The sequence below is a fragment of the Mesorhizobium sp. WSM4935 genome (assembly GCF_029625735.1).
Lineage (GTDB): Bacteria > Pseudomonadota > Alphaproteobacteria > Rhizobiales > Rhizobiaceae > Mesorhizobium.
The window spans coordinates 307919-334283 of record NZ_JARTVR010000003.1; the positions used below are offsets into that span (position 1 = coordinate 307919).

At 60.6% G+C, this 26365-nt stretch carries 25 protein-coding genes and 1 pseudogene; 9 read left to right on the forward strand and 17 right to left on the reverse strand.

All coding sequences use genetic code 11. The features are described 5' to 3' along the window. Positions 1 to 185: 185 nt before the first annotated feature. The 10 genes from P9273_RS09530 to P9273_RS09575 form a co-directional block, all read right to left on the reverse strand. Entirely contained in the window at positions 186 to 1268 is a 1083-nt protein-coding gene (locus P9273_RS09530; protein WP_278048680.1) for a site-2 protease family protein, read from the reverse strand. Positions 1269 to 1510: 242 nt separating this feature from the next. Next, complete coding sequence (locus P9273_RS09535) at positions 1511 to 1942, reverse strand: hypothetical protein (protein WP_278048681.1); 432 nt, start codon at positions 1940 to 1942, stop codon at positions 1511 to 1513. 207 nt (positions 1943 to 2149) lie between these two features. Continuing rightward, positions 2150 to 2857, reverse strand: a complete 708-nt coding sequence (locus P9273_RS09540) for an AI-2E family transporter (protein ID WP_278048683.1) — start codon at positions 2855 to 2857, stop codon at positions 2150 to 2152. A gap of 437 nt (positions 2858 to 3294) precedes the next feature. Beyond that, a complete protein-coding gene (locus tag P9273_RS09545) occupies positions 3295 to 5892 on the reverse strand; it encodes a cation-translocating P-type ATPase (RefSeq protein ID WP_278048684.1) in 2598 nt (865 codons plus the stop codon). Between the two features lie 37 nt (positions 5893 to 5929). Next, on the reverse strand, positions 5930 to 6766 hold the full coding sequence (locus P9273_RS09550) for a universal stress protein (RefSeq protein WP_278048685.1): 837 nt from the start codon (positions 6764 to 6766) through the stop codon (positions 5930 to 5932). Between the two features lie 55 nt (positions 6767 to 6821). Next, positions 6822 to 7649, reverse strand: a complete 828-nt coding sequence (locus P9273_RS09555; protein WP_278048686.1) for a universal stress protein — start codon at positions 7647 to 7649, stop codon at positions 6822 to 6824. A gap of 26 nt (positions 7650 to 7675) precedes the next feature. After that, positions 7676 to 7963, reverse strand: a complete 288-nt coding sequence (locus P9273_RS09560; protein WP_278048687.1) for a hypothetical protein — start codon at positions 7961 to 7963, stop codon at positions 7676 to 7678. Positions 7964 to 8311: 348 nt separating this feature from the next. Continuing rightward, positions 8312 to 9568, reverse strand: a complete 1257-nt coding sequence (locus tag P9273_RS09565) for a Do family serine endopeptidase (RefSeq protein ID WP_278048688.1) — start codon at positions 9566 to 9568, stop codon at positions 8312 to 8314. A 143-nt stretch (positions 9569 to 9711) separates the two neighbouring features. Then, positions 9712 to 10044 carry a c-type cytochrome gene (locus P9273_RS09570; protein WP_278048689.1) on the reverse strand — a complete coding sequence of 111 codons (333 nt, stop codon included), beginning with the start codon at positions 10042 to 10044 and terminating at the stop codon, positions 9712 to 9714. Continuing rightward, entirely contained in the window at positions 10044 to 10385 is a 342-nt protein-coding gene (locus P9273_RS09575) for a phasin family protein (RefSeq protein WP_278048690.1), read from the reverse strand. Before P9273_RS09575 ends, P9273_RS09570 begins: the two co-directional genes overlap by 1 nt. Positions 10386 to 10847: 462 nt before the next feature. Here P9273_RS09575 and P9273_RS09580 point away from each other — a divergent pair, with 462 nt between their 5' ends. Together P9273_RS09580 and P9273_RS09585 are read left to right on the forward strand one after the other, a co-directional pair. Continuing rightward, entirely contained in the window at positions 10848 to 11381 is a 534-nt protein-coding gene (locus P9273_RS09580; protein ID WP_278048691.1) for a flavin reductase family protein, read from the forward strand. Positions 11382 to 11479: 98 nt separating this feature from the next. Continuing rightward, positions 11480 to 12307: a universal stress protein gene (locus P9273_RS09585; RefSeq protein WP_278048692.1), complete on the forward strand. Its 828-nt coding sequence runs from the start codon at positions 11480 to 11482 to the stop codon at positions 12305 to 12307. Positions 12308 to 12583: 276 nt separating this feature from the next. Here P9273_RS09585 and P9273_RS09590 read toward each other — a convergent pair whose 3' ends face one another. From P9273_RS09590 to P9273_RS09600, 3 genes and pseudogenes are all read right to left on the reverse strand, one after another. After that, on the reverse strand, positions 12584 to 13234 hold the full coding sequence (locus tag P9273_RS09590; protein WP_278048693.1) for a BON domain-containing protein: 651 nt from the start codon (positions 13232 to 13234) through the stop codon (positions 12584 to 12586). 185 nt (positions 13235 to 13419) lie between these two features. Continuing rightward, positions 13420 to 15261: pseudogene (gene ftsH / locus P9273_RS09595) on the reverse strand (ATP-dependent zinc metalloprotease FtsH). Positions 15262 to 15287: 26 nt separating this feature from the next. Beyond that, complete coding sequence (locus tag P9273_RS09600; protein ID WP_278048694.1) at positions 15288 to 15782, reverse strand: sigma factor-like helix-turn-helix DNA-binding protein; 495 nt, start codon at positions 15780 to 15782, stop codon at positions 15288 to 15290. Here P9273_RS09600 and P9273_RS09605 point away from each other — a divergent pair. From P9273_RS09605 to P9273_RS09615, 3 genes are all read left to right on the forward strand, one after another. After that, positions 15764 to 17215, forward strand: a complete 1452-nt coding sequence (locus P9273_RS09605; RefSeq protein ID WP_278048695.1) for an NRAMP family divalent metal transporter — start codon at positions 15764 to 15766, stop codon at positions 17213 to 17215. The two genes, P9273_RS09600 and P9273_RS09605, sit on opposite strands and share 19 nt — an antisense overlap. 147 nt (positions 17216 to 17362) lie before the next feature. After that, positions 17363 to 17572, forward strand: coding sequence for a ChaB family protein (locus P9273_RS09610; protein WP_278048696.1), 210 nt, complete (start codon positions 17363 to 17365; stop codon positions 17570 to 17572). Between the two features lie 452 nt (positions 17573 to 18024). Then, positions 18025 to 18582, forward strand: a complete 558-nt coding sequence (locus P9273_RS09615) for a plastocyanin/azurin family copper-binding protein (protein WP_278048697.1) — start codon at positions 18025 to 18027, stop codon at positions 18580 to 18582. Positions 18583 to 18750: 168 nt separating this feature from the next. Here P9273_RS09615 and P9273_RS09620 read toward each other — a convergent pair whose 3' ends face one another. Both P9273_RS09620 and P9273_RS09625 read right to left on the reverse strand, forming a co-directional pair. Beyond that, positions 18751 to 19155 (reverse strand): host attachment family protein, encoded by a 405-nt coding sequence (locus P9273_RS09620; protein WP_278048698.1) that lies wholly within the window; start codon positions 19153 to 19155, stop codon positions 18751 to 18753. 327 nt (positions 19156 to 19482) lie between these two features. Continuing rightward, on the reverse strand, positions 19483 to 19914 hold the full coding sequence (locus tag P9273_RS09625; RefSeq protein WP_278048699.1) for a cupin domain-containing protein: 432 nt from the start codon (positions 19912 to 19914) through the stop codon (positions 19483 to 19485). A gap of 59 nt (positions 19915 to 19973) precedes the next feature. Between P9273_RS09625 and P9273_RS09630 the strand changes: the two genes are divergently transcribed. Further along, entirely contained in the window at positions 19974 to 20420 is a 447-nt protein-coding gene (locus tag P9273_RS09630; protein WP_278048700.1) for a MarR family winged helix-turn-helix transcriptional regulator, read from the forward strand. 841 nt (positions 20421 to 21261) lie between these two features. On the opposite strand, the gene P9273_RS09640 is transcribed toward P9273_RS09630, so the two are convergent. Both P9273_RS09640 and P9273_RS09645 read right to left on the reverse strand, forming a co-directional pair. Then, on the reverse strand, positions 21262 to 21459 hold the full coding sequence (locus tag P9273_RS09640; RefSeq protein ID WP_278048701.1) for a hypothetical protein: 198 nt from the start codon (positions 21457 to 21459) through the stop codon (positions 21262 to 21264). 1231 nt (positions 21460 to 22690) lie between these two features. Further along, complete coding sequence (locus P9273_RS09645; RefSeq protein WP_278049024.1) at positions 22691 to 23548, reverse strand: GNAT family N-acetyltransferase; 858 nt, start codon at positions 23546 to 23548, stop codon at positions 22691 to 22693. A gap of 284 nt (positions 23549 to 23832) precedes the next feature. Between P9273_RS09645 and argE the strand changes: the two genes are divergently transcribed. The 3 genes from argE to P9273_RS09660 are packed head-to-tail and all read left to right on the forward strand — an operon-like array spanning position 23833 to position 26271. Next, a complete protein-coding gene (gene argE, locus P9273_RS09650) occupies positions 23833 to 24957 on the forward strand; it encodes an acetylornithine deacetylase (RefSeq protein WP_278048702.1) in 1125 nt (374 codons plus the stop codon). Positions 24958 to 24970: 13 nt separating this feature from the next. Continuing rightward, entirely contained in the window at positions 24971 to 25894 is a 924-nt protein-coding gene (locus P9273_RS09655; protein WP_278048703.1) for a 2-hydroxyacid dehydrogenase, read from the forward strand. A 23-nt stretch (positions 25895 to 25917) separates the two neighbouring features. Continuing rightward, positions 25918 to 26271: a cupin domain-containing protein gene (locus P9273_RS09660; protein WP_278048704.1), complete on the forward strand. Its 354-nt coding sequence runs from the start codon at positions 25918 to 25920 to the stop codon at positions 26269 to 26271. Positions 26272 to 26365: the final 94 nt, after the last annotated feature.

Here is a 26365-nt window from a genome sequence, read left to right on the forward strand (position 1 = left end):
TCGGCAGGGCCCTGGCTCCCCCCGTTTGGTCCGGTCACCGTGTCGTCGTCAGATTCTCGCTGTGGCGCAAGGAGACGAGCACCATGCCGCTCACATGGAGCGCTGCGAGCAGGAGCATCACCTTGTGGGAGCGCCTCGTCACCTTGAGCGCCGTATATCCATGGCAGCGGCCCTGTTAAGATATGTCAGCTTGCGACGGCGCTGCGCAGCAGCATGAGCTCGCCGATGTTTTCGATTGTGACATAGCCGACCAAGCGGCCTCCGGCATCAACCACGCCGACGGCAGGTGCGGCTCGACTCTTCAGGGGTTCGAGCGCCTTGATGAGCTTCTCATGGTCGCGCACCACCGGGATATTTGCCGCCATTGCCTCGATCGCAGGAGTCTGGCCGCCGCGCTGCTGCAGGCCGGCGACGAGCCCCTCACGCGTCAGCACGCCGCGCAATCTGCCGCCACCGTCGATGATTGGGAATTCGTGTTGCGTCGTGCGCAACAGGGCCTGTGCCGCCTCGTCGAGGGTCGCGGTCGCCGGCAGGCTTTCGAACCGGCTGATCATCACGTCGCGGATGTTTATGGCACGCGCCGCTGCCTCGAGTCCCATCGCCTGCGTTTCTGCAGTGGCGGCGAGGTAGACGAAGATCGCAACGAATATGAGCAGCACGTTGCCGGCGACCAGACCGATGAAGCCGAAGGCGAAGGCGGCGAACTGACCAACAGTCCCTGCAATCTGCGTCGCGCGCACGCGGTCGTAGCGCGTGGCAAGCACGGCGCGCAGCACGCGCCCGCCATCCATCGGAAAGGCCGGAATGAGGTTGAACAGGACCAGCCAAACATTGACCGCCGCGAGGCGAGCCACGAACGCGACATGCGGGTTGTCCATCGACGTCAGCGCGTCGATACCGACGGTAGCTCCGAGCGCGACGACGAGGAAAGAGGCAATGACGACATTGACCAGCGGGCCGGCGAGCGCCACGACCATCTCTTCCGACGGCTTCTCGGGCAGGCGCTCCAACTCCGCGACGCCGCCGATCGGCAAGAGCGTGATCTTTGGAGTTCGGATGCCGTAGCGGCTAGCAGCAGCGGCATGGCCGAGTTCATGCAATACCACGCAGGCAAACACGGCGCCGATGAAGCCGACGCCTTCGATCGCAGCCCACGTTCCACCCTCCCGGAAGGAGGCGATGCCGATCCAGGCGAGCAGCAGCAGGAAGGTCAGGTGAATGCGGATCTCGGTGTCGCCGACACGGAGGATCGGGTAGGACCACTGCATGATGTGCCTCCATCGGGGTCAGAAAGCAGCCGCGACGCGGAGCATTCCCTCGTTCGCAGTCGCGTCAAGTGCCTTGTCATTCGTTCGAGCGCGTGGCTGAGATCGCGAAGCGGGGTCCAGGATTCGGTGCGCGCCTCCTGGAGGCGAGATCGTCGTCTATCCGCCTGCCAGCCTTGCGAGGGGAGCAAGCTCAAGACCCAGTAGACTTGCTGTTCGGCGGTCACTCGATGTGCCGTCCATCTCTATGTTCTGTGCAAATCGAAGCTTCCGTTCAGGTTTCGACGATAGTCAACAGCGTCCACCACGTGTGAATGATTTGCCTGCGGCTCGCGCGAGACGTAATCGATGTGAATTGCCAGCAATTTCTCATAGGCAGGGTTGCCTTTGAGAACGGCAACTATTGCTTCGACGATCTTCGCCGCCTCCGCCTCTCGATCGCGGTGCGTAATCAGTGGGCCATTCAGGTCGCTATTCACGATAGCTACAACGATCTGGAATTCGTTGGATGCGACCTCGACGGCGTTTGTGTCGTAGCCAGTCGCCGATGTGATCGATTGCTCGATTTCAATGTCGGGAACAGCAGGCGCTGCTTGCGAATGAGTCAAACCGATCCCCGACGCCCATGCCACGGATACGCCCAGAAAGGCGATGAGAGCACAACGACGCCAGAGCATTGATTTCGCCTCCAAATTTTACACTCTTAGCACGGGCAGCGCTTGCGAATTTGACCTGTATCAATGGGGCGTGGTCTGTCGGTACGCGGGCGAGAACCACAGGCACCTGTGAAATCGCGCAGAGGGGCCCGTATAGCTTGCTCGATGGTGCAGTCCGCAGGACCTTCAGAAGGAGATCATCTCTGGTCCTAATAGTCGCGGATCTTTTTAGAGCGCTGCCCATACCTCCACGAGCAGCATCGTCACTGTGACGCTCAGGGGCCCCGGGATGAACCCGGGTGCCCCGAACAGGGCGAGCCCGCCTATCATCGAGATGAAAGCGGGAATCGTGTGAAGCCTCAGCTGGTTTCCGACCAACATCGGGCGAAGGACATTGTCAATGCCGCCTACAACAATGGCGCCCCAGCCCGAAAGGACCAGGGCCTTACCCCAATGGCCATCAAGCAAGAGCAGGATTGCCGCCGGTATCCATACGATGAAAGAACCCAACACCGGCACGACGGAAAGCAGGCTCATCACCACGCCCCAAAGAAGGGGTGTCGGCAACCCTAGGATCCAGAACATCAGCCCGCCCAAAGAACCCTGAACGGCTGCGAGAGCCAGCGTCCCGTATACCGTGGCGTGGAGGGTGTCGAACACCCGCTGAAACAATCGCTCGGCATCGGTGCTCCCCAGCGGCATCCAATCGCGAAAGAAGCGTGCGACTGCGATCCGATCACGCAGGAAACAAAACAGCATGTAGAACGTCAGGACGACTTCAGCTGCTTGCAACACAGAGCCCTTGACGAAAGTCGCACCAGCATTGCTCAGCCATGCCGCGAGACTCGCCATCATCGAAGGCAGATCGATCTGCTGGTCTATCCACCTTCCGATAGGTGCGATGCCGAGATGAGCTTCGAGGAGACGTTGGACCATCAGCCACCAGAGTTCGGACCGAGGCTGCCCCGGATGCAGCTTCCTCGACCAGACGCTCCACCACGAAAGCCGCCGGAATGGCGACGAGCAGCGCTATCGTCAAAACCGAAACCATCGCCGCAAGGCTGGGATGCTTCAACTTCGTCTCGATCCAGCCATGGAAAGGAGCAAACAGGATTGCCAGTGACAGGGCCCACGTGATCGCCCCCAAGAATGGCTTGGCCAGAAGCGCGCATACGACAATCCCAACGATCACGGCGGCGGCTAGCACACCCCTCCCCGCGCGGTGGCCGCCAACTCGGGGATTGTCGGCCTTCATTGCGCCAACACCAAAACCGTGCGTCCGGAAGCTTGCCTCATGTTTTCAGCCTTTACTGGCAACCACGTCTTCTCGGACCGACACTGCAAGTGACCAGGGAGCCTCATTGAGGCTGCGGCTAGGTCTTCAGTTGATCCCGCCAAAATAGCTTCAGCAACTCCAGACATGCCAACACGGCAAGTCCAGCGCCGACCGTCACGGCCAGATCATCGACATGCAATGGTCCGAAGCGGAAGAGGCTAGTGGCAAACGGCAACAAAAGCGTCGCGCCCAGCATTGACGCGACAGCCACCACAACAATCGTGAGCGACCGGTTCGGCCTGATCAATGCGGTCAAAAAGGATGCGCTGAAGGAGCGGTTGACAAAAATCAGTCCTACGATTGTCAGCACCAGCGAGAAAAACGTCAGCGCCCGTATTTCGTTCTCGGCCATGTCTTGCCTCAGCGCGAAAAGGTAGATGCCCGCGAGAAGCGCGAAGGCGAGCGTCCCCTGGATCAGCCCCCACCCGATCAACGCCCCGGAGAACAGTGGCGAGTCCGGATTGCGAGGCGGACGGCGCATCACATCGTCTTCTTCGCTCTCGGCCTCGAAAACCAGAGAGCAAACGGGATCGATCACCATCTCCAGAAAGGCGATGTGTATCGGTCCGAACAGGATCGGCAGGCCAAACAGCAATGGCAGCAACGAGAGACCCGCGATCGGCACGTGGACCGCGAAGATGAACCCTATTGCTTTGCGCAGATTGTCGAAGATGCGGCGGCCAAGCCGAACGGCTTTGACGATGGAAGCAAAATCATCATCGAGCAGGACGATCGACGACGCTTCGCGCGCGACGTCGGTGCCACGCCCACCCATGGCAATCCCGATGTTGGCTGCCTTGAGCGACGGCGCATCATTGACCCCGTCGCCGGTCATGGCAACGATTTCACCACTCGACTTCAGTGCGTTCACGATGCGGAGTTTCTGTTCGGGCATGATGCGAGCGAACACGGTTGCTGTTTTCACGCGAAGTGCCAGTTCGTCGTCATTGAGCGCTTGCATCTCACTGCCGGTCACTGCGCTTTCAGTGTCGAGCCCAGCCTGGCGCGCGATTATTTTGGCGGTTGCCGGGTAGTCGCCGGTGATCATCATCACCTTGATGCCTGCAGAATGGCAGTCGCTGACGGCTTCGGGAACGCGAGCGCGCAGAGGATCCGTCAGGCCGACCAGCCCGAGGAATTCGAATTTGAAATCATGCTGCGTATCCGGCAAGTCGGCGCCGCGATGAAAAGCGCGCGCCACGCCGAGCACCCGTAACCCCTCGGCCGCCATGGCTTCGACCAAGCCCTGCAAGATCATCAGGTCCCTCGCACTCAGGTGGCACAGCTCCGCGATCGCTTCTGGCGCACCTTTTGCCGCAACCAGCGAATTGCCCTCGCCACCGGTCGACCGCCAGACATTCGACATTGCCAGAAGGCCGGGTCGAAGCGGATATGCGTGGACCAATTCCCAATCCGGCTTGTCCGGACCACCCTTGTGCTTGGGCAGCCGTTCCCTGCCGAGTCTGTGAAATGCGATCTCCATGGGGTCGAAAGGGATCTGCGCGCTGGCGAGCGCGCCAGTCTCGACCACATCGGCGAATGCCGCCGGCAGGCCAGTCTCCGGATTGTCGGCCAGCAGCAACCGCCTTCCATCCGCCGACCGCAGTTCGGCGATGGTCATGCGGTTCTCTGTAAGGGTCCCGGTCTTGTCAGTGCAGAGGATCGTGGCGGAGCCGAGCGTTTCGATCGCGGCGGCCCTGCGGGTCAGGACGCGCGCCTGCGATATGCGCCACGCCCCCATAGCCATGAAGATCGTGAGCACGACGGGAAATTCTTCCGGCAGCATGGACATGCCCAGTGCGATGCCCGCAAGCACGGCGTCAAGCCAACCGCCCCGCAGCAGCCCGTAAAGCAAAACCGCGGCGACGCTGACTGCACCGCCGACCACCGCGAAAATGCGTACGACGCGCCTCATCTCGCCCTGCAATCGCGGCGGGTCTGCCTCCATTGAACTCAGCGAGTGCCCGATCTTCCCGATTTCACTTCGTGGCCCGGTCGCAAGGACTTCGCCAATCCCTGAACCGCGAACGATCAGCGAACCAGAGAATAAAAAAGGGAGGTCGTCACCGCCTGGCCGGCGCTCGATCGTTGCCGGAGCGCCCTCGGCGGCAATCTTTCGGACCGGCACGGATTCGCCTGTCAGCAGGGATTCGTCGCTCTGAAGGTCCTGGCTCTGGAGAAGCCTGGCGTCGGCCGGTACCCGGTCACCCTCGCCGACCACGACGAGATCTCCCCGAACAACCTCGCGACCGGCAATTCGCTTGCGTTCGCCACCGCGTATGACCAGGGCGCGAGGGCTGGTGAGATCACGCAGTGCTTCCAGAACGCGCTCGGTGCGTGTCTCCTGGATGATGGTTATGCCGATCGACATCGTGCCAAATGCCAGCAGGATCAGCGCTTCCTCCAGGTTGCCCAGAAGCAGATAGACGCTGCCTCCGCCAAGCAGGAGGGCCAGCATCGGCTCGCGAATGACCTCGAAGGCTATTCTAAACGGCGTACGCCGATTGGACCTAGGCAGCTCGTTTGGCCCCTCGGCCAGAAGTCTGGCCCGCGCTTCGGCCTCACTCAGGCCACAAGAGGTCACGGCGCTCGGTCCCAGTTCATACACTTGATGCTTGGCCGGCGCCCTCGGCATTTGCTTCAGGTCCACATGTTCGAGTGGTGCGTTCCGTCTAATGGGACATCAACACCGGCAAGCGCAGATCCGAAAGTATCCCTTCGGTTGCTCCGCCGAGCACAAAATCCCTGAGACGCGAATGGCCCCATCCGCCCATGACAAGGAGGCTGCCATTGATCCTGATGGCATGGTCCTCGAGCGCAGCGCCGATTTCATTGTCGCCGGCGTGGATCGACTCGGCTCTCGCCCGCAGACCCCGGGCCGCGAGACCATGCGCCAACCTATCGCCAGCATCTTCGTGCGGCAGAGCTTTCTCATCCGTCACGGTGACGATCGATATCGTTGATGCCCGCTCCAGGAATGGCCTGGCATCGGCTACGGACCTTGCAGCCACGCGGCTGCCGTCCCAGGCGATCACCACATGATCGAGCGCACCGACATCTTCGTCACCGGGTAAAATCAAAGTCGGCCGGCCGGAGCTGAACACCATTTCCTCCGCCGTCGCACGAATTGACTCGATATTGCGCGTCCATCCCACCATGCAGAGGTCAAAATAGCGCCCCTCCCTGGCGGCCGTTTCACCCATGAAAGCGGGCTGCGCTTTCAACTCCTGACTGGTCAGAGTGACTTTGCATCGCGCAGCTTCGGACGCGACTGTCTCCAGCAGTGCCTTGCCCCGGTTCCTGCTGCCTGCGTTGGCTTCCCGGATCTTCGCGGGAAGGTCGAGCAGCAAGCCGGACAATGCGTTCGAGACGTCCGGAATGTCGACGTTGATGACCGCCGCATCCAGCGTGGCGCCGAGTTGACTGGCCACGGCCACCGCGTTCGACGCAACTTTCGGCCCGGGCGGGTCCGGATATGTCGGCAAGAACAGAGATGCCAGCAGCTGCATAGGTGTTTCTCCAAGGATGTTGCGCCCACTTAGGGACTTGGGCGAATGAAGCACTTCAGTTGGACAGCAGCCTGTGGAACGAGCCCGAGCTGAGCAAGGACCGCGTCGCGCCGCCGAAGGCCCATTCTCGGAAACGGCTATGGCCATAGCCGCCGGCCACGATGAGATCGGCTCCGATGCGATCGGCCTCGACGATGATCGAGTCGCCGACCGAGATCCTTCCGCTCTCAAACAGCTGGGATCTCGCCTTGACGCCATGCTTCATCAGAAAGCGCACTACGTCCGCCGCGCCATCCCTGGCGACGAGCGTTCCATCCTCAGCCGCGTTGAAAACGGTCACTTCCTTGGCATTGCGCAGGAAGGGCATGGCATCAACCACAGCCCGCCGCGCTTCGCGGCAATCTTTCCAGGCGACCATCACCCTCTCACCTTTGAATGGTGCGAGACCGTCGGCTGCAAACAGAACCGGCCGGCCCAGGGACAACACCAACGCACCAGGGTCTATGGTCCTTTGGGAGTCGCCGACGGCTGCCGCGGCCGGCGCTCCGGTGATCACCAGATCGGCAGCACGCGCATGCAGGGCAACGGCGCGCGTGGGATCATCGAGTTCCGCACGCCATGATGCGCGTTCGTCCTTGCCGGCGACGGCGAAGAACTCGTCCTTTAGCCTCTTAATGCGCTCCTCGACTTCGTGGGTTCGGTGACGCAGGACCTCTGCCACCAGTGGCGCAGACTCGCTTGGCGACACAGGAGCGGAAGGCTCGGCGGCGGCGACGGCGATGAGATCCGCTTCAAATTTCTTCGCGATTTGCTGTGCGAAAAGCAGGCGTGGGGTAGCCGGAGCATCGATGTCGAGCTGAACAAGTATCGTCGTGTAGATCATATCGGACTCCATGAGAGGCCGGTAGATCAGCACGGGCCAGAACTCCGCGCTTTGATGCACGTCAACTTTCCTTCAGCTGAGCACGACAGGCCGATGGCATCGAGGCCCGCCTCACGACGATAGCCGAGAAGCGGATTGCCGCAGAGAGTTTGAGCATAGGCGGCCAAGCCCATGAGCAGGAACGAACCGAAAGGCGTCAGATCGCGCGCGGTTGCGTATCGAGGCTGATGGTGCGGAACGTGGCCGCGGCGATGGAGAAGACCTTCGCCTACACCAGAATAGACAAGGAACACGGCCGAAAGAGATGTTTCCATGAGAACAGCGCAGATCCAAGAAGGCCTGTTGTGCGGCCGCGGGCTTCATTGTGCCAATACCGATACTAAGGAAAAAGACCATTCCAACCGGCGCCAGCAAGAGACCCGTCGTGATCCACCTGCCATGAAATCCTAGATCCGGAGCATGCGCTTTCGCGGGGCTGGATCAACATCTTGGGGAAGTAGCGAAGAATATCCGGTCTTCAGGATCGTTGAATATTTGCTGCTCCGTCATCGCTTACATCAAGCATGCCACGGCCAGCCGGATGGAATTGTCGGATCAAGCCGACACAGTGCCCACAAGCAGAAATGCATTTCACGAATGTGGTAAGGCGCATTACCTGTGGCTCACGGAACGACGACATACCGGATATCCCCGGCACGGAAGATCCCGAGCAGCAGCAGGTTGTTAAATTGGTTGGCCTGCTGCGCCACCTGAATGGCAGAGTGCACCGGTTGCTGATCGACGCTCACGATGAAATCGCCGGCGATCAACCCTGCCTTAGCAGCGTCGCTGTCCGGGTCGACAGCCAGGATCTCCGCGCCGTCCGCTTGGCCATAGGCCGCCGAATCCGGCGAGATATCGGCCAGGGCGACCCCGGCAAGCAACCCCTCGCCTTTGACCAGCGCCGTGCTGACTGTGTTTGCTTCCTTGAGCTCCACCGGCAACTCCAGAACCTTATTGTGCCGGTTGATGGTGAGCCTGGCTTTAGCGCCAGCGCCCAGCAGTCCAAGCGCAGTTCGAAGGTCAACGTCGCTGCGTATTGCCCGACCGTCCACGGCAACGACTACATCGCCAGCAAGGATGCCGGCGCTGCTTGCCGCCGATCCGGTCACGACCCGACTGACGAGCGCGCCAGCGGTAATCTTCAACCTGAAGGCTTGGGCCAGCAACGGCGTGAGGTCCTGTATCACCACGCCGAGTTCCCCGCGCCTGATCTTTCCGTGGGCGATCAACTCGCGCACCGCGTCCTTTGCCATATTGGACGGAATCGCAAAGCCTATCCCGACATTGCTGCCGGCCGGTCCGAAAATGGCGCTGTTGATGCCCACCAGCTCCCCCTGCAGGTTCACCAGGGCGCCGCCCGAATTGCCGGGATTGATCGACGCATCGGTCTGGATAAAATTCTCCAGGCCGTCGGAACCAAGCCCGGATCGCCCCAATGCGCTGACAATGCCCATCGTGACGGTTTGGCTGAGACCGTATGGATTTCCGACCGCGGCAACGTAATCGCCGACCCTGAGCTCGCTGGAATCTCCCAGGGGCAGCGAAGTCAGCCTGTCGGCGTTTATCTGCACAATCGCGACATCGGTTGGCTGATCCATGCCGATCACCTTGGCCGGAAACGATCGGTGATCCAGCAAGGTCACCGTGATGTCGTCGGCGTTTTGAAGCAGATGAGTGTTGGTCAACACGTACCCGTTCCTTGCGTCGACGATCACGCCTGAACCGGCCACCTGGAACGAGCGTTCGCTTGCCGAGGGTTGCTCCGGGAGCCCGAAGAACTTTCTCAGGAAAGGGTCAGACGACATCGGATCGGATTCAGCATTGCCCCTCCCCTGGATGGCGATGCTGACGACGCTGGGAACAACGCGTTCGAGCATTGGCGCCAGCGAGGGCATCTCATTGTCAACGCGAGAGGGGTCAGCGGCCCAACCGACCGAGAATGTTGGTAGGAGCCAGACTCCGGCAAGGATCAGAGCTGTGCCAAGAGCTTTGCATCCTGAGCAGGCCGAACGGTGACTCGTCATCGGCTCATGCTCCTGATGTAAGCGACAATGGCTCCGATCTGTTGGGGATCAGCAACAAATTCCGGCATGTCAGGGTGACCTGTCGATATCCCCTCCGCCAGCGCTTCTTCCAGATCCTCGATCGGGTAACGCAGGTGCAGCAGACGAAATGGCGGTGCGTCAGGATGCGTACTTTTGCCGGTCGCGCCAATTGCGTGACAACGGGCGCAGTTTGCTTCCACGAGCTCCTTGCCATGGAGGATCTGCAGACTGTCTTGCGCCCAGGCGGATGACCCGCCAGCAAGAACGACCGTAAGCGCGACAATCATCGATACGACACGACTTTTCATCATTCCTGAATAAGCGACGAATCAGAGCTCGACTTTGATTTGGCGCAAGCCGGCGAAAGCGTTGCGGCGGCCATCTCGTCCATAGTTGCCTTCGCCTTTGTGGCGGACCTGGCCGGCGGTATCCGAGCAAGTTTGGCCCCAATGGCGAATTTTCTCGCCTCGTTCGCGTAGTCGAAAGAGGCGTTCTGGATGAAGTTAGCGAACACGTCGAAGGCATCGACGATTTCGCCACCGTCACTCAACCTCTCAAGACGTTTCAGGTCATCGTCCAATCGCCGCTTGAGGAAGGACACGTTTTCAAGCTGATAGCGCAGCAGCGCGCGGATCGAATGCCCTTGCATGGTCGCGATGGCGCGCAGGAATTTTTGGCCCGGCCTGGACTAAGGGCAGCAGCTCGGGCGCACTAGGCTCTTCCGGGTTGCTGATCATGGTGTATTTCCCTTCGCTCCTCGCTTTACAGATTTGTTTTGGGCCGACGGGGCCGGAGAGCGGCGGCTGGTGCTCTGGCTTGCCGACAAGCGTTCACTCTTCCGGAAAGACGCGGATTCGAAATAGATCGCGGCTCCGGCGATAAACCCGAGAACGAGCACGGCGCCCCAGAGCAAGATATCTTCAGCGGACATGGACGAGTTCCTTATTGTCGCAATCATCGCAGGGCCCGCGCAAGCCGGCATTGATCGCGATCAATCGGGTTCATGGACATCAGGCTCGGCATCTCGCTTTGACGCCGATCAAGGCAACGACTGGCGATGGCCACGACAAAGTCAGGGTAACTGACAGTCGATGCGAAGCGAGAGACGGATATGAAGGAATTGCCGCTTGCCGAAGTCTATCGGCTCATCGAACCCGGTCCGGTCGTCCTGCTTTCGACGCGATCCGGGCAAGGCCGCTCAAATGTCATGACCATGTCATGGCACACGATGGTGGCGGTCGCGCCGCCGACGATCGCCTGCGTGGTATCAAGCGACGACCTCTCGTTCTTCGCCTTGCGTCAAACGAAGGAGTGCGTGATTGGGATCCCTGACGTCGGCCTTGCCGAGAAGGTCGTGAAGATCGGCAATTGCTCTGGCCGGGATACGGACAAGTTCGCAACGGCATGGCTGACGCCGCTGCCCGGCAAACGGGTATCGGCACCGCTTGTGGCCGAATGCTTCGCCAACCTCGAATGCCGCGTGGTCGATACGCGGCTGGTCGACAAATATAATCTGTTCGTGCTGGAAGTGCTCCAAGCCTGGACCGATCCAGGTCAGCCGAAGCCGAGAACCATCCATCATATCGGGAACGGCGCCTTCGTCGTCGATGGCGAGGTGATCCATTTCGAATCCCGGATGCCGTGAACCGTGGCGGGCGCGTAGACGACTTTGATCCGCATCAAGGCGCGAGTACTTTCCCAAGATAAGATTCAGCTCATCTAGACAATCCGGAAGCGCGTGCGATGAGCTACAAATCAATCCTGCTGAACCTCAACATCGATGGTCCGATCGAGCCACTCACACGGCTAGGTGCAAGTTTGGCCAAGCGCTTTGACGCGCGTCTGGTCGGCTTCTGCGCCGCGGACGCTCCGTTGCCGGTGACCATGGCGCCTGAGGGCGCGGCGATCGCCGCCGAGATCTGGGAACAGTCTCGGGATGAAATTCGGCGCCGCCTTGCCGACCTGAGCGGCGAGTTCGGCAATCTCGTGGCCGGAGCGGTCGAGACAGACTGGCACGGAGAGATTGAAAATCCGGACCATGCGCTGGCCAGGAGAGCTCGCATGGCCGATTTGGTTGTGACTGGTGCGTCCCAGGGTGCATCTACGGGGGATTCCTACCGCACGGCCGATCCAGGGTCGCTGATGCTGCGAGCCGGTCGACCCGTTCTGGTCGCGGCCCATGGCGCGGCGGATCTGCCGGCCCGCAAGGTCGTGGTGGCGTGGAAGGATACGCGTGAAGCGCGGCGCGCGGTGGCGGACGCCGTGCCACTGATGGCGATGGCCAACGAGGTCACAGTCGTGGCGGTCGATCGCAATCCTGACGATTGGCTCCGGGACAGCATCAAGGACGTCTCGGGGTTCCTGGCCGGTCACGGCATCAAGGCACGCACCGAAATCATCAGGACGGACGATGACGAGAACAATCGTCTCGTCGATTTTTTCGCCTCGGTGAGCGCCGAACTCGTGGTGTCGGGCGCCTACGGACACAGCCGGTTGAGAGAATGGGTGTTCGGTGGCGTTACCCGCTCGCTGCTCGACGAGGTGTGGCTCAATCGGCTGATGTCAAACTGACGCTGATCGTGCAGCTCGCGCCCAACAACCGGCGAGACACCATTGAAGATGGCCGAGCGGATTGTGCCAGATACCTTGGCGATATCCGCCATCAGCACGAGCTTTTAGGGGCCAGAAGCTTGCCTGTTACAGGCTGAGCGCTTCCTTTGCCGCCTGGTGTCCACATCCAGAAAGCTCATGAAATGACGGATGAGATCATTTCTGTTGCGGCGGCAGGCCAACGAGAGATGCCAACGCTTGGGGCACAGGCATCTCTAAGGCGACTATACCTGCCTGTCAGATGATCGTGATCCGGTCCTCGACCGTCTTCACGCCCGCCGCGGACCAGGCAGCGCGCTCGGCGACCCTGCGTTCCGACCAGGCGTGCACCCGGCCTTCAAGCCTGACGGCACCATTGTCGAGGACGTTGACCTTGATCTCCTGCGCCTCGAGCTCCGCGTTACGTTTCAGCGCATTCTCAATGCGCTGCTTGATGTCATAGGTCGAGGGTTGCGGCTTGATTTCGATCTGGTTGGTCACGCCGACAACGCCGGCGAGATGACGCACGGCGTCATCCGCGGCGGTCTTCTGGTATTGCCATTCGACCTTGCCGGTGAGCTTCACCCAACCGTCCTGCACGCGGATCTGCACCGCGCCGCTTGGAACGGATGTGTTCCAGGCGATCGTGTTGACGGCACGCTTGGCGATCTCGTCATCGGCGGTCCTGTTAGTGCCGAAGGGACGGACTTCCATCTCCTGCGCTATGGCTTTCACGCCCTTGACGCTTCGTACGACGTCCTCGACCTTGACCTTCTGAGCGTAAGTCGGGACGTGGCCGCTCAGCGTCACGACGCCGTTGTCAACCGCTACGCCAATATCCGCGGCATCGATGGCGGGATCGAAGTCGAGCTCATCGAGAATGTCTTGTCTCAGTGTATTGTTGCTCATTTTTGCACCTCGCTGTTTTAGGGAGCACGGTTTCCTGACCTGACAAATGTGGCTCTCGGTTCGCTCCCTTACGTTGATCAAAGTCAAACAAGGAAAGGGTCGGCCAGCCGGCAAGCGCCAGGCGTCGCCATTGTCGCCCTTGACGATGATAAACGAGTTTTTTCCAAAGCTTGCGCCGCGTGAGCTTATGCAGCAAGGTCAACCTTCTTCCTGGCTTGGGCCGTTGTCGGGCCCCGGCGCCGCAGCGGCGGGAAATCGTCAGGGGTGACCGTCTCGCGTTCGAGAAGCAGGCTGGCCCCGGCTTTAAGGTCGCCCATCCGGGATCTAAGCAGTTCTTGCGCCGCGGCGAAGGCCTCGTCCAATATCTGGCGAACGACAACATCGACCTCCCGGGCAGTGGCTTCCGAATAATCGCGCCGGCGCAGCGACCCGTCTCCCAGCCATTGCTGCTTTTGTTCCTCGAGCACTGCCTGACCCAAAGCGGAGCTCATGCCAAAGCGTGTCACGCTCTGGCGCGCCACGTCCGTTGCCTTGGCGAGATCGTCGGCAGCCCCGGTCGAAACCTCGCCATAGACGATATCCTCCGCCGCCCGGCCAGCCAGCAGGGCAACCATCCGCTCCTTCAGCTCACTTTCGGTGATCAGGAAACGGTCGTCCGTCGGGCGCTGCATGGTGTAGCCGAGCGCACCGATCGAGCGCGGGATGATCGACACCTTGTGCACGGGATCTGTCTTGAGGAGCGCGGCCGCGGCAAGCGCATGCCCCATCTCGTGGTACGCGACCCTCTCGCGCTCTCGCGGATTGAGCAGCCTGCTTTTGCGTTCGGAACCTGCCACGATGCGCTCCACCGCATTTGTGAAATCATCCATCGTCACCTCGTCGGCATTGCGCCGGGTAGCAAAGATCGCGGCTTCGTTCACGAGATTAGGCGAGATCGGCGCCGGTGAAACCTGGGGTGATGACTGCCACTTCGCCAATGTCGAAGCCCGGCGCGATAGCAACGCTGCGGGCGTGAACCTTCAGGATGGCCTCGCGTCCCTTCCGGTCAGGCCTGTCGATCACCACCTGGCGATCGAAGCGGCCGGCGCGTGTCAGCGCCGGATTGAGAATTTCCGGCCGATTGGTGGCGGCAAGAAGGACTATGCCGACGCGAGGATCGAAGCCGTCCAACTCCGACAGGAGCTGGTTCAGCGTCTGCTCCTTCTCGTCCGCGCCGCCATAGCCGGCAAAAGGGCTGCGCGCTCGCCCCAGCGCGTCCAATTCGTCGATGAAGATGATGCATGGCGCGGCCACTCTTGCCTGTTCGAAAAGATCTCGTACGCGCGCGGCGCCCACTCCGACGAACATCTCGACGAATTCGGAGCCGGAGATCGAGAAGAACGGCACCCCCGCTTCGCCAGCCACTGCGCGCGCCATCAGCGTCTTGCCGGTCCCGGGCGGACCGACCAGAAGAGTGCCTTTGGGGATGCGCGCGCCAAGGCGCCCATATTTGTCCTTGTCCTTCAGGAAGGAGACGATCTCCTTGAGCTCAAGCTTCGCCTCGTCGACGCCGGCAACGTCGTCGAACGCAACGTCACGCCGGTCTGCCTCTCGACATAGACCTTGGCCTTGGACTTGCCGATGTTGACCAGGCCGCCCATGCCTTGCCGTTCGGCGAAGCCGCGGAAAAGAAACATCCATAGCCCAAAGAAAAGCAGCGCCGGCTGGATCCACGAGAGGACGGTCGTCAACCAGTTGCTGTCGGAGCCTCCCGACACCTTGACGCCTGCCTTTTCGAAGGCTCGGCCGGAGCCGGGTCAACGCGCGCGGCGATGAAGAGTCTCTTGCCCTCCTGCGGCTCCTTGAACCGGCCCTGGATGGTCGTTTCGGTCAGCGTGACCGAGGCGACCCTGCCTTCGCCGACCAGGCGCATGACGTCACTGTAGGAGAGCTGCGACGTCGCGCCAACCTAGCCAGAGCTGGAAAAATCCGAACAGCACCAGCGCAAGGACGGCGTAGCCGATGTTGAAACTGTGCTTCTTGTCCATAGTAGTCTCCAGCGGAGTCGTGGGCCTCAAGAGGCTCGGCACAGCCGAAGAGCCGGCTTTGCTGCGGACCGCTCCGGCTGCAATGACTGAGAAAGCTTTGCCGATGCGTTGCTTGCCCTCAGGCGAACGGTCCGGATATCGCATTCGCAAATTGCCGCGGCGTCGGGTTCCGAAAAGCCGCAGGCATCCAAGAGGACAACCGCTTCACGCTCGGCAGGATGAAGTCCGCGCAGCAACAAGCTGGCGGTGCTATCCACGCTGCATGTTCGCAGCGCTGCCCGACGCATAGGGACACGAGCCAGAGTCCTGGTGGTCTCGTAGCCATGAAATTCGCGATGCATGAGATTGAAAAGCAGCAGCCTGACATCGTTATAGGTGACATGCCGGTCGCCGTTCCAGGCGCGAACAAGCACCACGTCAACCAGCGCGTCCGCAATATTCCGGTCATCCGCCAAGCAAATGGCGAACGCTCGCAGTTGGGGCAGTACCCGAAGCAGATCGGATGCAGAAAAGGCCGCCATGGAAACCTCGCAGCGCCGAAATTAAAGCGCATCCTATGCGCGTTGTTTTCCCATGCTTTGAGCAAGGTCAAAGATCGTCGGACACGGTCGGGACTAGAAGGGCGCGGATTCTTTTCCGGACGGCCATGGGCACCATCGACGGCAACATCAGCGCAGTACCCGGACGTAGCAAGCCATGGAGCTTGCTCGGCCGCCTGAAGGAGCATCCACTTGCACGCGTCGGACCCGGTTTGATCACCGGGGTTGCCGACGATGATCCGAGCGGAATTGCGACCTATTCGCAGGCGGGCGCCCAGTTCGGTCTCAACATGCTTTGGGCGATGCCGCTCTGCTTCCCGCTGATGGCGGCAGTCCAGTCGATGTGCGGGCGCATCGGCCGGGTCACGGGCAAGGGACTTGCGGCGAACATAAAGGCGTTCTTCCCGCCATTCGTGCTCAAATTCGTTGTGGTTTTGCTTCTTGTTGCGAACACATTGAACATCGCCGCCGACATAGCGGCCATGGGCGAGGTCGCAGAGCTTGTCACCGGTATGAACAGCCATCCGGCCACACTGCTCTTCAGCTTCGGCACTTTGATCCTGCAGGTGCTCGTTCCGTATCACCGCTACGTGAATTTCCTCAAATGGCTGACACTGTCGCTGCTTGCCTATGCCGCGGTGCTCTTCACGGTGCATGTGCCATGGAGCGAGGTGGCGCTGCGCACCGTGTGGCCCAAGCTTGCGCTCAATTCGGACACCGCCACAATGGCGGTGGCGATCTTCGGCACGACGATCAGCCCCTATCTCTTTTTCTGGCAGGCGTCCGAGGAGGTGGAAGAGATGAAGGGCGATCCTCCCCTTATCGACGATGCGAGCCGATCGGAGACTGAGCTGCGCCGGCTCCGGTGGGACACCTGGAGCGGCATGTTCTATTCGGACGTGACATCCTACTTCATTATCCTGGCGACAGCGGTAACGCTCAATGTTGCTGGCATCACGAACATCGAAACCGCGGCGCAGGCCGCGAGCGCCCTGCAGCCGCTGGCGGGCGATTTCGCCTTCGTTCTTTTTGCCGCCGGGATATTGGGCGTCGGATTGATCGGCGTGCCCGTCCTGGCAGGCTCGGCGGCCTATGCGATGGCGGAGGCCATGGGGTGGCACGAGGGCCTCGAGCTCAAGGCCAGCGATGCTCGCGGCTTCTATGGAGTCATCGCGGTAAGCATCCTGACGGCGCTGATGATCCAATATCTGCCCATCAGCCCGATGAAGGCGCTGTTCTGGAGCGCCGTCATAAACGGCGTCGTCGCGGTGCCGCTCATGGTGGTGGTCATATTGCTGGCCTCAAGCCGATCGGTCATGGGACCTTTCACATCCGGTTGGCCGACCGTCATTCTGGGCTGGGTGGCCGCGGCAATGATGGCAGGAGCATCGATCATGATGCTCTTGCCCGGCTAAGCGCAGATCCTATCAGCGCACCATGATTTTGCGCGGAATCAAGGATCCACCTTCATCAGGCTCTAGAAGGAACCAGCAGCGTGTGGACCCCTTCGGCATCGATGTATCCGACGGGTTCGTTCACACTAGAGACGTGGGAGAGTATCCATGCCATACGCATCGATCGAGGATCTGCCTCCACCAATCCGCGAATATCTCCCGCCGAATGCGAGGGAGATCTATCGCGCCGCGTTCAACCACGCCTGGGACGAATATACCAACCGCGGCGAGAGGCGAGAGGAAATAGCCCATCGTGTCGCATGGGCAGCCATCAATCATCGCTACCGCAAGAGAGGACGCGCATGGGTACCGCTGTGAGCGGCTCTTTTCAACGCATTGATCGAGATCAAATTTTTGCTGTCATAATTGGTGATATGTCTTGCAATCAGGCACTTAAGGTAAATTCCGCTCGATGAAAAATGCCGTCGCGAGACTTGTCGACACGTGCAACGCCGAAAGAAGCAAGGGATCGGATTTTCCAACCATCTGGAGAGATGTGCTGAAGGCGCACCCTTGCGTGCGCGGACAACCCGTTCAAGCTAGCGGAGAGAGCGGCCCTATCTTGAGGGTCCCTCTGATTACCGGCCAGTTCCTCGTGTTCCTAGGTTCGCATTTCACTCTCGTGAGCTGAGTGCCAAAGCGGTCCGAGCAGGACATCAGCCCGGTCGCGAGACTTCGGCAACGGCCGATTGTCGCCGGTCGCGGGTAAGCCAGTCATCAACCTAGCGTTCGGACCGCAACGGGATCGTCAGCGTCCTGTCAGGTAGCGATTGCTAGGCACCGCCCGCGACCGATCATGTTTCAAGCAGCCCGCTAACCGTGGTCGCCGGGTGGCGGTCAGGAGTACTTCTATGCAGTTTTTGAGAATTGGGTTGGCATTGGCCGCGCTGACGATCGCGGCGCCGGCGTTCGCGGATTCAACGGTCAATGTCAAATTGTGGGACAAGAATGGCGACATGAACCCGGATGCCAAGATGGGAATGGGCATGCCGGCAAACATGAGCACGGCGACGATGAAGATTGAGCTCGACAAGAAGGCTGTGCCGGCAGGCAAGGTGACCTTCGATGTAACCAACACGTCGAAGGCCACGGTCCATGAAATGATCGTTGTGCCTGTGGCCGACCCGAAAAAGACGATGCTGCCATATGTTTCGAACGAGAACCGTGTCGACGAAGATGCGGCCGGTCATCTGGGCGAGGTCTCGGAACTCGATCCAGGCAAGACAGGCTCGCTGACACTTGATCTCAAGCCCGGCTTCTATGCGGTCTTCTGCAACATCCCCGATCATTTCATGAACGGAATGTGGGCAACCATCAAAGTTCAGTAGGACGGCGCCGAGCGCGCCCTGCCATCAGCCATGGCGCGCTCGCCACGAAGACTGCGGGCGGGTTGTCGATGGCCAAAGGTCGCGGCCAAGTGATCGCTTGCGATCGCTGGAGCGTATAAATCAGGGGGGTTCATGGATACAATCGAGTCGATCGAGCTCGTCAACCGATCAGGCAGCTTCTATGGCGCTTTTGATCGACATCAAGGGATGCTTGACCAAGTCTTTGGCGATTTCGCCGACAAGTTTGGCGCTCAGTGACAGGTGATAGTGCCTCCGCAGCTCGCCAAGCGTGCGGGGGTCGGCGATGATCAAGATGTGCTCGCATCCTGTTTCATGCGCCTGATCATTGAGATAGGCCGCGACCGATCCCGCGAAGTCGTCCTCACGCAACCGGGACTCGTCGGGATTGGCAGTTGAGCTGCGATGCCGGCCTCCGGATCCGGCGTGGGCCAGTTCAAGGATGGGATCCTCGACTTCGATGAGATCGAGATGGGGTTCCTGTCCCTTGTTGTGAAACAGCCGCAGGCTCTCGCCATCGGTCACCGCGACAAGAGTGCCGTTATTCAGGATCATGTAATCTCTCCGCCATCGAATCAGCCGAGCTCTGCAACGCCATCCGATCATTCTCATTGCTATCATAGGCAGGTAATCCCGGAACGAATTGGGTCGCTTTGACCTTAATCAAAGCCGGGCAAGGCTATGAATAGGGAAAGACGCTAAGGGCAATGCACCCCGAACCCGGCCCGCGGATCAAGGTTGACACAGGATTTGCGAGCCGGGCCTCGCCGACGACACTGTTGCCGGGAAGCGGTTTCAACAGTCGGCGGTGCGCAAACTACTCCTGCTCGCCGCAGTCCGATTGTGGCCCAGGTTCGCGCGAGAGGTCGAGAATGTCGCGCTCTAAGCTGGCACAAGGCCATGCCGCAGCATGATCTCCTTGACTCTGCCGAGATCGGGCTTGCTGGGCACGTTCACCTCGCGCGCTATCTCCTCGAAGTAGCCTCTGCCAATTGTGCCGGGTGTCATCACAATGAGAGACCGTGCCGTGTCGCTATGCAGGTTTTCGTGGATATGCACGCTACCGCGCGGCACGAAGAGGCTCTGGCCGGCCCGAAGCTCATGCTTCTGTCCGCTCAAGGTCGTAGTGGTGGTGCCTTCAAGGGCGTAGATCACCTCATCGACCTCTTTGTGGAAGTGGGGCGCGGGCACGCGAGCATCGGGAGGGACGACGAACTCGAACATCACGAGACTGCCGGGGCCACTCGTCTCATCGAGGAGAAAGCGGAGTTCGAGGGCTCCGATACGGACCACGTCGCCAAGCTGCGCTTCCATAGCACGCCTCCGTGTTGTAAAGTCGCTTTACGATAACCTGGGTAAAGCGACTTTACAAGATGGAAGATGCGAAGACTTCTGGGCCGCCCTTTGTCGGGGCGCTGCTGCGGCTCTGCTGGCAGAACGTCAGGGCGAAGATACGCGAGGCGATCCGCGGACACGGGTTCACCGACTTGCAGGAGCCTCATTTCGCGATCTTCTCTTACCCGCTCCCGGACGGGGTAAGGCCATCCGAGCTTGCGCGGCAACTTCGTATGTCGCGGCAGGCGACCAACTACCTTGTTGGTCAGATGGAAGCGCTTGGCTACCTTGAGCGACGTGTCGGCTCCGGGGGTGATCGACGGGTAATCTACCTGACGGAGCGAGGCAGACGGGTTGCGGAGGTCCTCTACTCCTGCCTTCGCGAGCTACAGATGCAGTGGGCGCAAGAGGTCGGGCAGGATCGGTTCGACGTGTTTTTAGAAGTATTAAGGCAACTGGGCGCGGAGCAGACCAGATCTTTCTGAGCCCGCCCCAGTTCGATTTTCCAGACCACCTGGTGGTGGATGCTTCAGCCGATTTAATCAAACCGGCTGCGTACGCCCGCCTCTTTCAGCGCCCCAAGGGCAGATACTGACAGCAGTTCGGCCTCGTCCCTGATTCCAGCCGGGTAATTTGCCAGCAGGCGAGATGCGAGGGCTTCGCGTTGCTCAGACGATTGATATTTGTCCTTCAATTTTTCGAATACTCGACCGAGCGGCGCAACTTCTGAAGGACTGAAAAAGCCAGACTCTCTCTCGCTCTCTGGTGAATTGGCATGAGGTCCTCCCACCGGCCGAACCAGCAAACGCGGTACCCGGCCTGCGGGGAGTCGGGGGACTTCGGGCGGACAGGCCGGGCCGTTACCCCGATTCAAGCGGCGCGGGGGCAGAGAAGCATTATGCTCCTTCTGCTTCGACCACCCATTAAACTTTTAGCCATCTCTAACGTAAGGCCCGTCGCAGCTAATAAGCCTAAGCGACGGGCCCTTTGCGATTTTAGCGGCTAACACCCCCGAGGGACCGACCGCCGAGTGCAGAACGCAGCGAGCGGCACCTTGTTCCATTTTGCGACGCTAAAGGCCTCACGGATTATCTGCCCCTGCTCCGGTCCTGCCATTCGTCTTAAGCAGAGGCTTCGTCTCGTGTCCCGGCTTGAAAGGCCGCAACCAAGACGCCCGCCAGCCATTCTTTTTCCGTGGCGTCCCCAACCGGCAGCAACTTCTTGAGGACCCGCTTGAGCATGGCTATATCGTCGAGCTCGAGGACGTCCTTTGGAGAGCCAGGCATCAACATCCTCCCGAAACTGCAGTGGCCCGGCTCGTTTATCTTAGTGACACAGGATTACACGGGTCGGGCCTTCCTGGGACCTCTGACGCAGAAACGGCATATATGGCCCCGACGCGGCGAGATCCTGGTTGAGCGCGAAGGTCTTCGCCACCATGCCGAAGCAGGCGTTGCGATAGTGCCGGGCCAGAAGAGCGGACAACGTCATGCCTTCCGACTTGACGGTGACAGTTTCTGTCATGGGTTTGAGTCCAGTTGGGTGCGTGCAGCTAAGCGTTGTCGCCGGGCTGCTGATCGTTGAGTAGGCTGGCCAAGGCTATGGTGATCTGCGGCATGAAGAATGGCTTCGAGATCATGACGCTGTTCGGCACGCCTTCCGAAGCCCACTGCACCGCGCGTAGAGGATGATAGCATCATCGAACTCGCCGCTTGAGGGATCGCCCGTACGGCTGAACGCCACGACACCTGCCGAACACCCAGACAATTTCTCTGCTAATCGCAAAACGTGTTCGACATCCTGAACTTCCACCGCCTTTCCGGCCGTGATCGCTCCTCTGCGCGTGAAATTGAAACTCTGGGGCTAGAAGAGGTTCCGATCAAAAAATCCCGGATTGTGTTTCACAGGAACTTCCAGCCATCGTCCCCTCATTTCGAAATCCAAAAACCGGCCCTAATATTCGACCTTGCCCATGAGCAGCCGCAATTCGGCTGAGGACGACTCAGAAGTTAGAGAAGCTTTCGGGAATCCAAACTGGACGCCGCACGGGTCACTAAGGTCCCGCGGATATCATAGCGAACGTCCTCGACCGAGTGGTCAATTTCATCGGCAAAAGTGCGTCCGAAAAGGGCTGTCGGCGGCGTCATCGTGGGAACGAAAAAAGAAGAGAAGCAGAACCTTCGTGTGCGATTTTTGCACACGACATCTCGTAAGTGGCTGTTTTTGCTTAACTGTCCGTCCAGTCCATCATTGGTGCAACGGCTATTCTAACATCTTGATACTTCTGCATTTTTCGTACTTCAGCGAACTAAATCGCGTCGTGTGCACTCCATTTTACGCCACCACACGCCCCGTTTTCTGGTTTTTCGATGCCTCAGTGCACGGAGCGCACAAGAATTGGCCACCTTCACTAAACTAAAATCCGGCTCTTGGAGAGGCCAGATCCGCCGCACGGGCAATATCTCAATGAGACGTTTCTGCGTCGTAAGGTGCAGAGGAATGGGCGCTGGACGTGGAAGGTCGGATCGACAAGCAGGAACCAAAGGTCACGCGAAGGTCTCGGAATGCGAAAAATTTTGGCGATCTAATTACACTCCATCGTCAGGACATGGAAGAAATAGGCGCCAAGATCGGGCGCTCCAAGGACGACCCCGGCTACCGCTTTCGGGCAGAGAGCGGCCTGGCGGGTTCTGGCGTTATCCTTGTTTGGACGTTCGCATTGCAAGCGCTATACCGGTACAAGTCCAACGCCCACCTACCCGAGAGTTTGGCTCGCCAGGGCATAGGTCTTCGGCCTAGCCGCGTCGCCGTAGGAGAAATCGGCGAGGCGTTTGCCAAGCGACATGGTCAGCACCGTGTCGAAGATCGGCATCCCGGCGTGCGCGAGAAAGGCGGCGAACTCGCCACTGTCCATGTGCGTGTCGATCCTGAGGAAAGACCCCGAATGGTCGACGACGTGCGGACGCACGATCGCAACGGCGTCGGCATCGCTTTGAGCCACGACAGGCCCCACGACATGGCCACGCCCAAACGGCCGGCAGAGCGCGAAGGCGGTCAGCTTCTTCCCGTCGAAAAGCCCATAGCCGATCGAATGCGCGAAGAGCTTTTCAATGAGCGCCGTCCGCCTCACGCCAAAGCCCGCCGCGTCGAGCGCGATCGCCGCCGGAATATCGCTTGCGTCCAAAATCCGGATGTCGCCCCGCGCCTCAGCCGGGCTCTCCGTCGTCGGCACGCGGGCGATGCCTTGGCATTGATAGACGGTCTTCTCCGGCTGGAAGTCGAGCGAGAGATAAAGCCGCCTTGCCGCCCGGGTTGCGTTGAGGCGCAAGTCGCATCCGCTAACCTTGTCGAGGACCCGCTTCATCAGCCATTGCGCCGCCCCCAGCGTCTGAAGCCGCGGCGAGGTGATGACCATCCCAATGGTCGCGAAACTGGCGCCATGCGGGAACCACATGGCCGAACCGAGAACCCGGCCGATCTCATCGAGCGCTACGAAACCTTGTCCCGCTTCGCGCAGGAATTGCCAGTCCTCGGCCCGATGCGGCCATCCCACAGACAGGGAAAGCGCGTGCAGCCGGTCGAGTTCGACGCCTTGGATGTCGCCGATCTGCATCGAGAAGGCGTCGATTTTCAAGCTTTCGGACGGCTTCAATTCCGTGCCTCTGAAAGACTGCCGTATCAGTGAGTGACGCACAACGGCCACCCTACCCGCCAACGCTAAACAACCCAGACCAATACGATTTGCTCGAAAGTCGAGCACCAACGCAAGATTCAACTGAAACACTTCCGCTTTCGGCACGCAATCGCGAGAGAACGCGCACACCTTCTCCGAAATTGTTGCAGCACACGGTCGACGGCACCGATCCCGGCGAACCTTAAAATGCCTTGAGGGCTGGAATGGGCGTCTTCGACATCCTCGACCGTCTCGTCGCCTTTCCATCGGTCGCCGGCATGCCGAACGGCGACATTGCCGGCTGGATCGAGGCTCATCTCGCCGAACAAGGCACCAAGGTCACCCTCCTCCCAGGACCGGAAGGCGACCGTTCAAATCTTTTCGCCACCATCGGCCCCCCCGATGTCCCGGGCTACATCCTGTCGGGCCATATGGACGTCGTCCCCGCCGGCGAGCCGCAATGGAGTTCGGCCCCTTTTTCGCTGCGCCGCGAGGGCGAACGGTTCTATGGACGCGGCACCACCGACATGAAGGGGTTTCTCGCCGCCGCGCTCGCCGCTGTGCCTGCGCTTGCGCGACTGCGCCTCGCCAGGCCGATCCACCTCGCCTTCTCTTACGATGAGGAGATCGGGTGCCGAGGCGTGCCGCACTTAATTGCCCGGCTTCCAGAACTTTGCGCCAAGCCGCTCGGCGTCATCGTCGGCGAACCGAGCGGAATGCGTGCCGTGCGCGGCCACAAGGGCAAGGCGGCCGCCCGCGTAATCATCAACGGCCGCTCCGGGCATTCCTCGCGCCCGGATCTTGGGCTTAACGCCATCCATGCGATGGCCGCCATATTGAACGCCGCTGTGAGTGAAGCGGAGCGGCTGACACATGGCCCATCCGACCCAAGCTTCGAGCCGGCCTATTCCTCGCTGCAAGCCGGTGTGATCGCAGGCGGCCAGTCGGTCAACATCATCCCCGACAGCTGCAGGCTCGACCTCGAGGCGCGCGCAATACCGGGCATCGACCCGGCTGACTTGCTCACCCCGGTCAAGGCGCGGGCTGAAGCCCTTGCCGCTCGAGGCTATGTTGTTGAATGGAAGCCGATCAGCGCCTATCCGGCGCTGTCGCTGCCGCAAGACGCGGCTCTGGCGGCGCTGCTGCGCGAATTGACCGGCGAAGCACCTTTAGCCGCCGTCAGCTACGGGACGGAGGCCGGACTTTACCAGGCCGCCGGCTTCGATGCGATCATCTGCGGCCCCGGCGATATCGGTCGCGCCCACAAGCCGGACGAATATATTCTCGCCAGCGAGCTCGCCGCCTGCCAGCGGATGATCGAGGTGCTGGGGGCGCGTTGCGCGGCTTGAAGGAGCAACCGGAATGACCTTCCTGTTCAACTCCGATCCGCGGCGTGGCGCGGTCTTTGCCGAGGCCTTCGCCAAAGAGCTGCCGGACCTTTCCTTCGCGACGAATGCCGAAACCGTCGATCCCGATGCCGTGCGCTATCTGATCACCTGGACCGTGCCGGACAACCTTGCGCGCTACAGGAACCTGGAGATCCTATTTTCGATCGGCGCCGGCGTCGACCAGTTCAGCTTCGATGCGGTGCCCGCAAAGGTGAAGATCGTGCGTATGATCGAGGAAGGCATCGTGCGCATGATGCAGGAATATGTGACGCTCGCCGTGCTTGGCTTGCATCGCAACCTGCCCGCTTATCTGGCGCAGCAGCGCGCCGGGGAATGGCGCGACATCCCGCAGCCTCAGGCCGGGTCGCGTCGGATCGGCGTGCTCGGCCTCGGGCAGCTCGGCCAGGCGGTCCTCGACCGGCTGAAACCCTTCGGCTTCCCGCTCGCCGGCTGGAGCCGGTCGCCGCGGCAGATCGAGGGCGTGACCTGCTATCATGGTGAGCTTGGGCTGGAGCAGATGCTGGCGGCCAGTGACATACTGATCTGCCTGCTGCCGCTAACCGAGGAGACACGCGGATTTCTGAACGCTGGCCTGTTCGCGAAACTGCCGGAAGGAGCCGCGCTCGTTCACACGGGCCGGGGTGCGCAGCTCGACCACGAGGCGCTTGTCGCCGCGCTCGATAGCGGCCATCTGTCGTCGGCAGTGATCGACGTGACGGATCCCGAGCCGCTGCCCGCGAGACATCCGTTCTGGTCGCATCCGAAGATCATCCTGACCCCGCATATCGCCAGCGTCACCCAGCCCGCGACCGCCGCGCAGGCCGTCATCGACAACATCAAGCGCCACCGTGCCGGTCTCGATCCCGTCGGGCTCGTCGATCGGTCGCGCGGCTATTGAGATTCAACTGGAAAGGCCATCCTTTGTCCCTGCTCAAGTCCATCGATATCAACCCAAGCTTTTCGCCCCGCGAATCGAACGCGTTGCCAGAGCGGCTGATTGCCGGCAGCCCAGCCTTCAAGACCTGGGCGCAGGATGTCGCCAAGGATGATCTTGTCCATACCGGCGTCTGGGAGGCCACGCCCGGCGAAACGCGCTCGATCAAGGGCGAGACTTTCGAGTTCTGCCATATCCTCGCCGGCGTGGTAGAAATCACGCCCGACGCCGGCGAAACGGTGACCTATCGGGCCGGCGACAGCTTCGTCATGAAGCCGGGCTTCACGGGTGTTTGGAAGACCGTCGAAACCGTGCGCAAGATCTACGTCACCGTGGGCTAGCGAGCGTCCGCGCAGGCCCTGACCGCCGCGGAAGATTTTGCCGTCTCTTGTCCCCAGCACGCAACATTCGTCGGCGGCGGCTCGCCGAACAGCG

Bases quoted from the DNA above. Each gene is read 5' to 3' on its own strand.
- P9273_RS09655 (WP_278048703.1), top strand. From the start codon at position 24,971: ATGACCTTCCTGTTCAACTCCGATCCGCGGCGTGGCGCGGTCTTTGCC.
- P9273_RS09540 (WP_278048683.1), bottom strand. From the start codon at position 2,857: ATGGTCCAACGTCTCCTCGAAGCTCATCTCGGCATCGCACCTATCGGA.
- P9273_RS09625 (WP_278048699.1), bottom strand. From the start codon at position 19,914: ATGGAAGCGCAGCTTGGCGACGTGGTCCGTATCGGAGCCCTCGAACTC.
- P9273_RS09590 (WP_278048693.1), bottom strand. From the start codon at position 13,234: ATGAGCAACAATACACTGAGACAAGACATTCTCGATGAGCTCGACTTC.
- P9273_RS09575 (WP_278048690.1), bottom strand. From the start codon at position 10,385: ATGCAAGGGCATTCGATCCGCGCGCTGCTGCGCTATCAGCTTGAAAAC.
- P9273_RS09535 (WP_278048681.1), bottom strand. From the start codon at position 1,942: ATGCTCTGGCGTCGTTGTGCTCTCATCGCCTTTCTGGGCGTATCCGTG.
- P9273_RS09555 (WP_278048686.1), bottom strand. From the start codon at position 7,649: ATGATCTACACGACGATACTTGTTCAGCTCGACATCGATGCTCCGGCT.
- P9273_RS09645 (WP_278049024.1), bottom strand. From the start codon at position 23,548: ATGCAGATCGGCGACATCCAAGGCGTCGAACTCGACCGGCTGCACGCG.
- P9273_RS09580 (WP_278048691.1), top strand. From the start codon at position 10,848: ATGAAGGAATTGCCGCTTGCCGAAGTCTATCGGCTCATCGAACCCGGT.
- P9273_RS09610 (WP_278048696.1), top strand. From the start codon at position 17,363: ATGCCATACGCATCGATCGAGGATCTGCCTCCACCAATCCGCGAATAT.
- P9273_RS09550 (WP_278048685.1), bottom strand. From the start codon at position 6,766: ATGCAGCTGCTGGCATCTCTGTTCTTGCCGACATATCCGGACCCGCCC.
- P9273_RS09620 (WP_278048698.1), bottom strand. From the start codon at position 19,155: ATGATCCTGAATAACGGCACTCTTGTCGCGGTGACCGATGGCGAGAGC.
- P9273_RS09605 (WP_278048695.1), top strand. From the start codon at position 15,764: ATGCAGAAAAGGCCGCCATGGAAACCTCGCAGCGCCGAAATTAAAGCG.
- P9273_RS09545 (WP_278048684.1), bottom strand. From the start codon at position 5,892: ATGCCGAGGGCGCCGGCCAAGCATCAAGTGTATGAACTGGGACCGAGC.
- P9273_RS09630 (WP_278048700.1), top strand. From the start codon at position 19,974: ATGGAAGATGCGAAGACTTCTGGGCCGCCCTTTGTCGGGGCGCTGCTG.
- P9273_RS09560 (WP_278048687.1), bottom strand. From the start codon at position 7,963: ATGGAAACATCTCTTTCGGCCGTGTTCCTTGTCTATTCTGGTGTAGGC.
- P9273_RS09570 (WP_278048689.1), bottom strand. From the start codon at position 10,044: ATGAAAAGTCGTGTCGTATCGATGATTGTCGCGCTTACGGTCGTTCTT.
- P9273_RS09585 (WP_278048692.1), top strand. From the start codon at position 11,480: ATGAGCTACAAATCAATCCTGCTGAACCTCAACATCGATGGTCCGATC.
- P9273_RS09600 (WP_278048694.1), bottom strand. From the start codon at position 15,782: ATGGCGGCCTTTTCTGCATCCGATCTGCTTCGGGTACTGCCCCAACTG.
- argE (WP_278048702.1), top strand. From the start codon at position 23,833: ATGGGCGTCTTCGACATCCTCGACCGTCTCGTCGCCTTTCCATCGGTC.
- P9273_RS09530 (WP_278048680.1), bottom strand. From the start codon at position 1,268: ATGCAGTGGTCCTACCCGATCCTCCGTGTCGGCGACACCGAGATCCGC.
- P9273_RS09565 (WP_278048688.1), bottom strand. From the start codon at position 9,568: ATGCTCGAACGCGTTGTTCCCAGCGTCGTCAGCATCGCCATCCAGGGG.
- P9273_RS09640 (WP_278048701.1), bottom strand. From the start codon at position 21,459: ATGACAGAAACTGTCACCGTCAAGTCGGAAGGCATGACGTTGTCCGCT.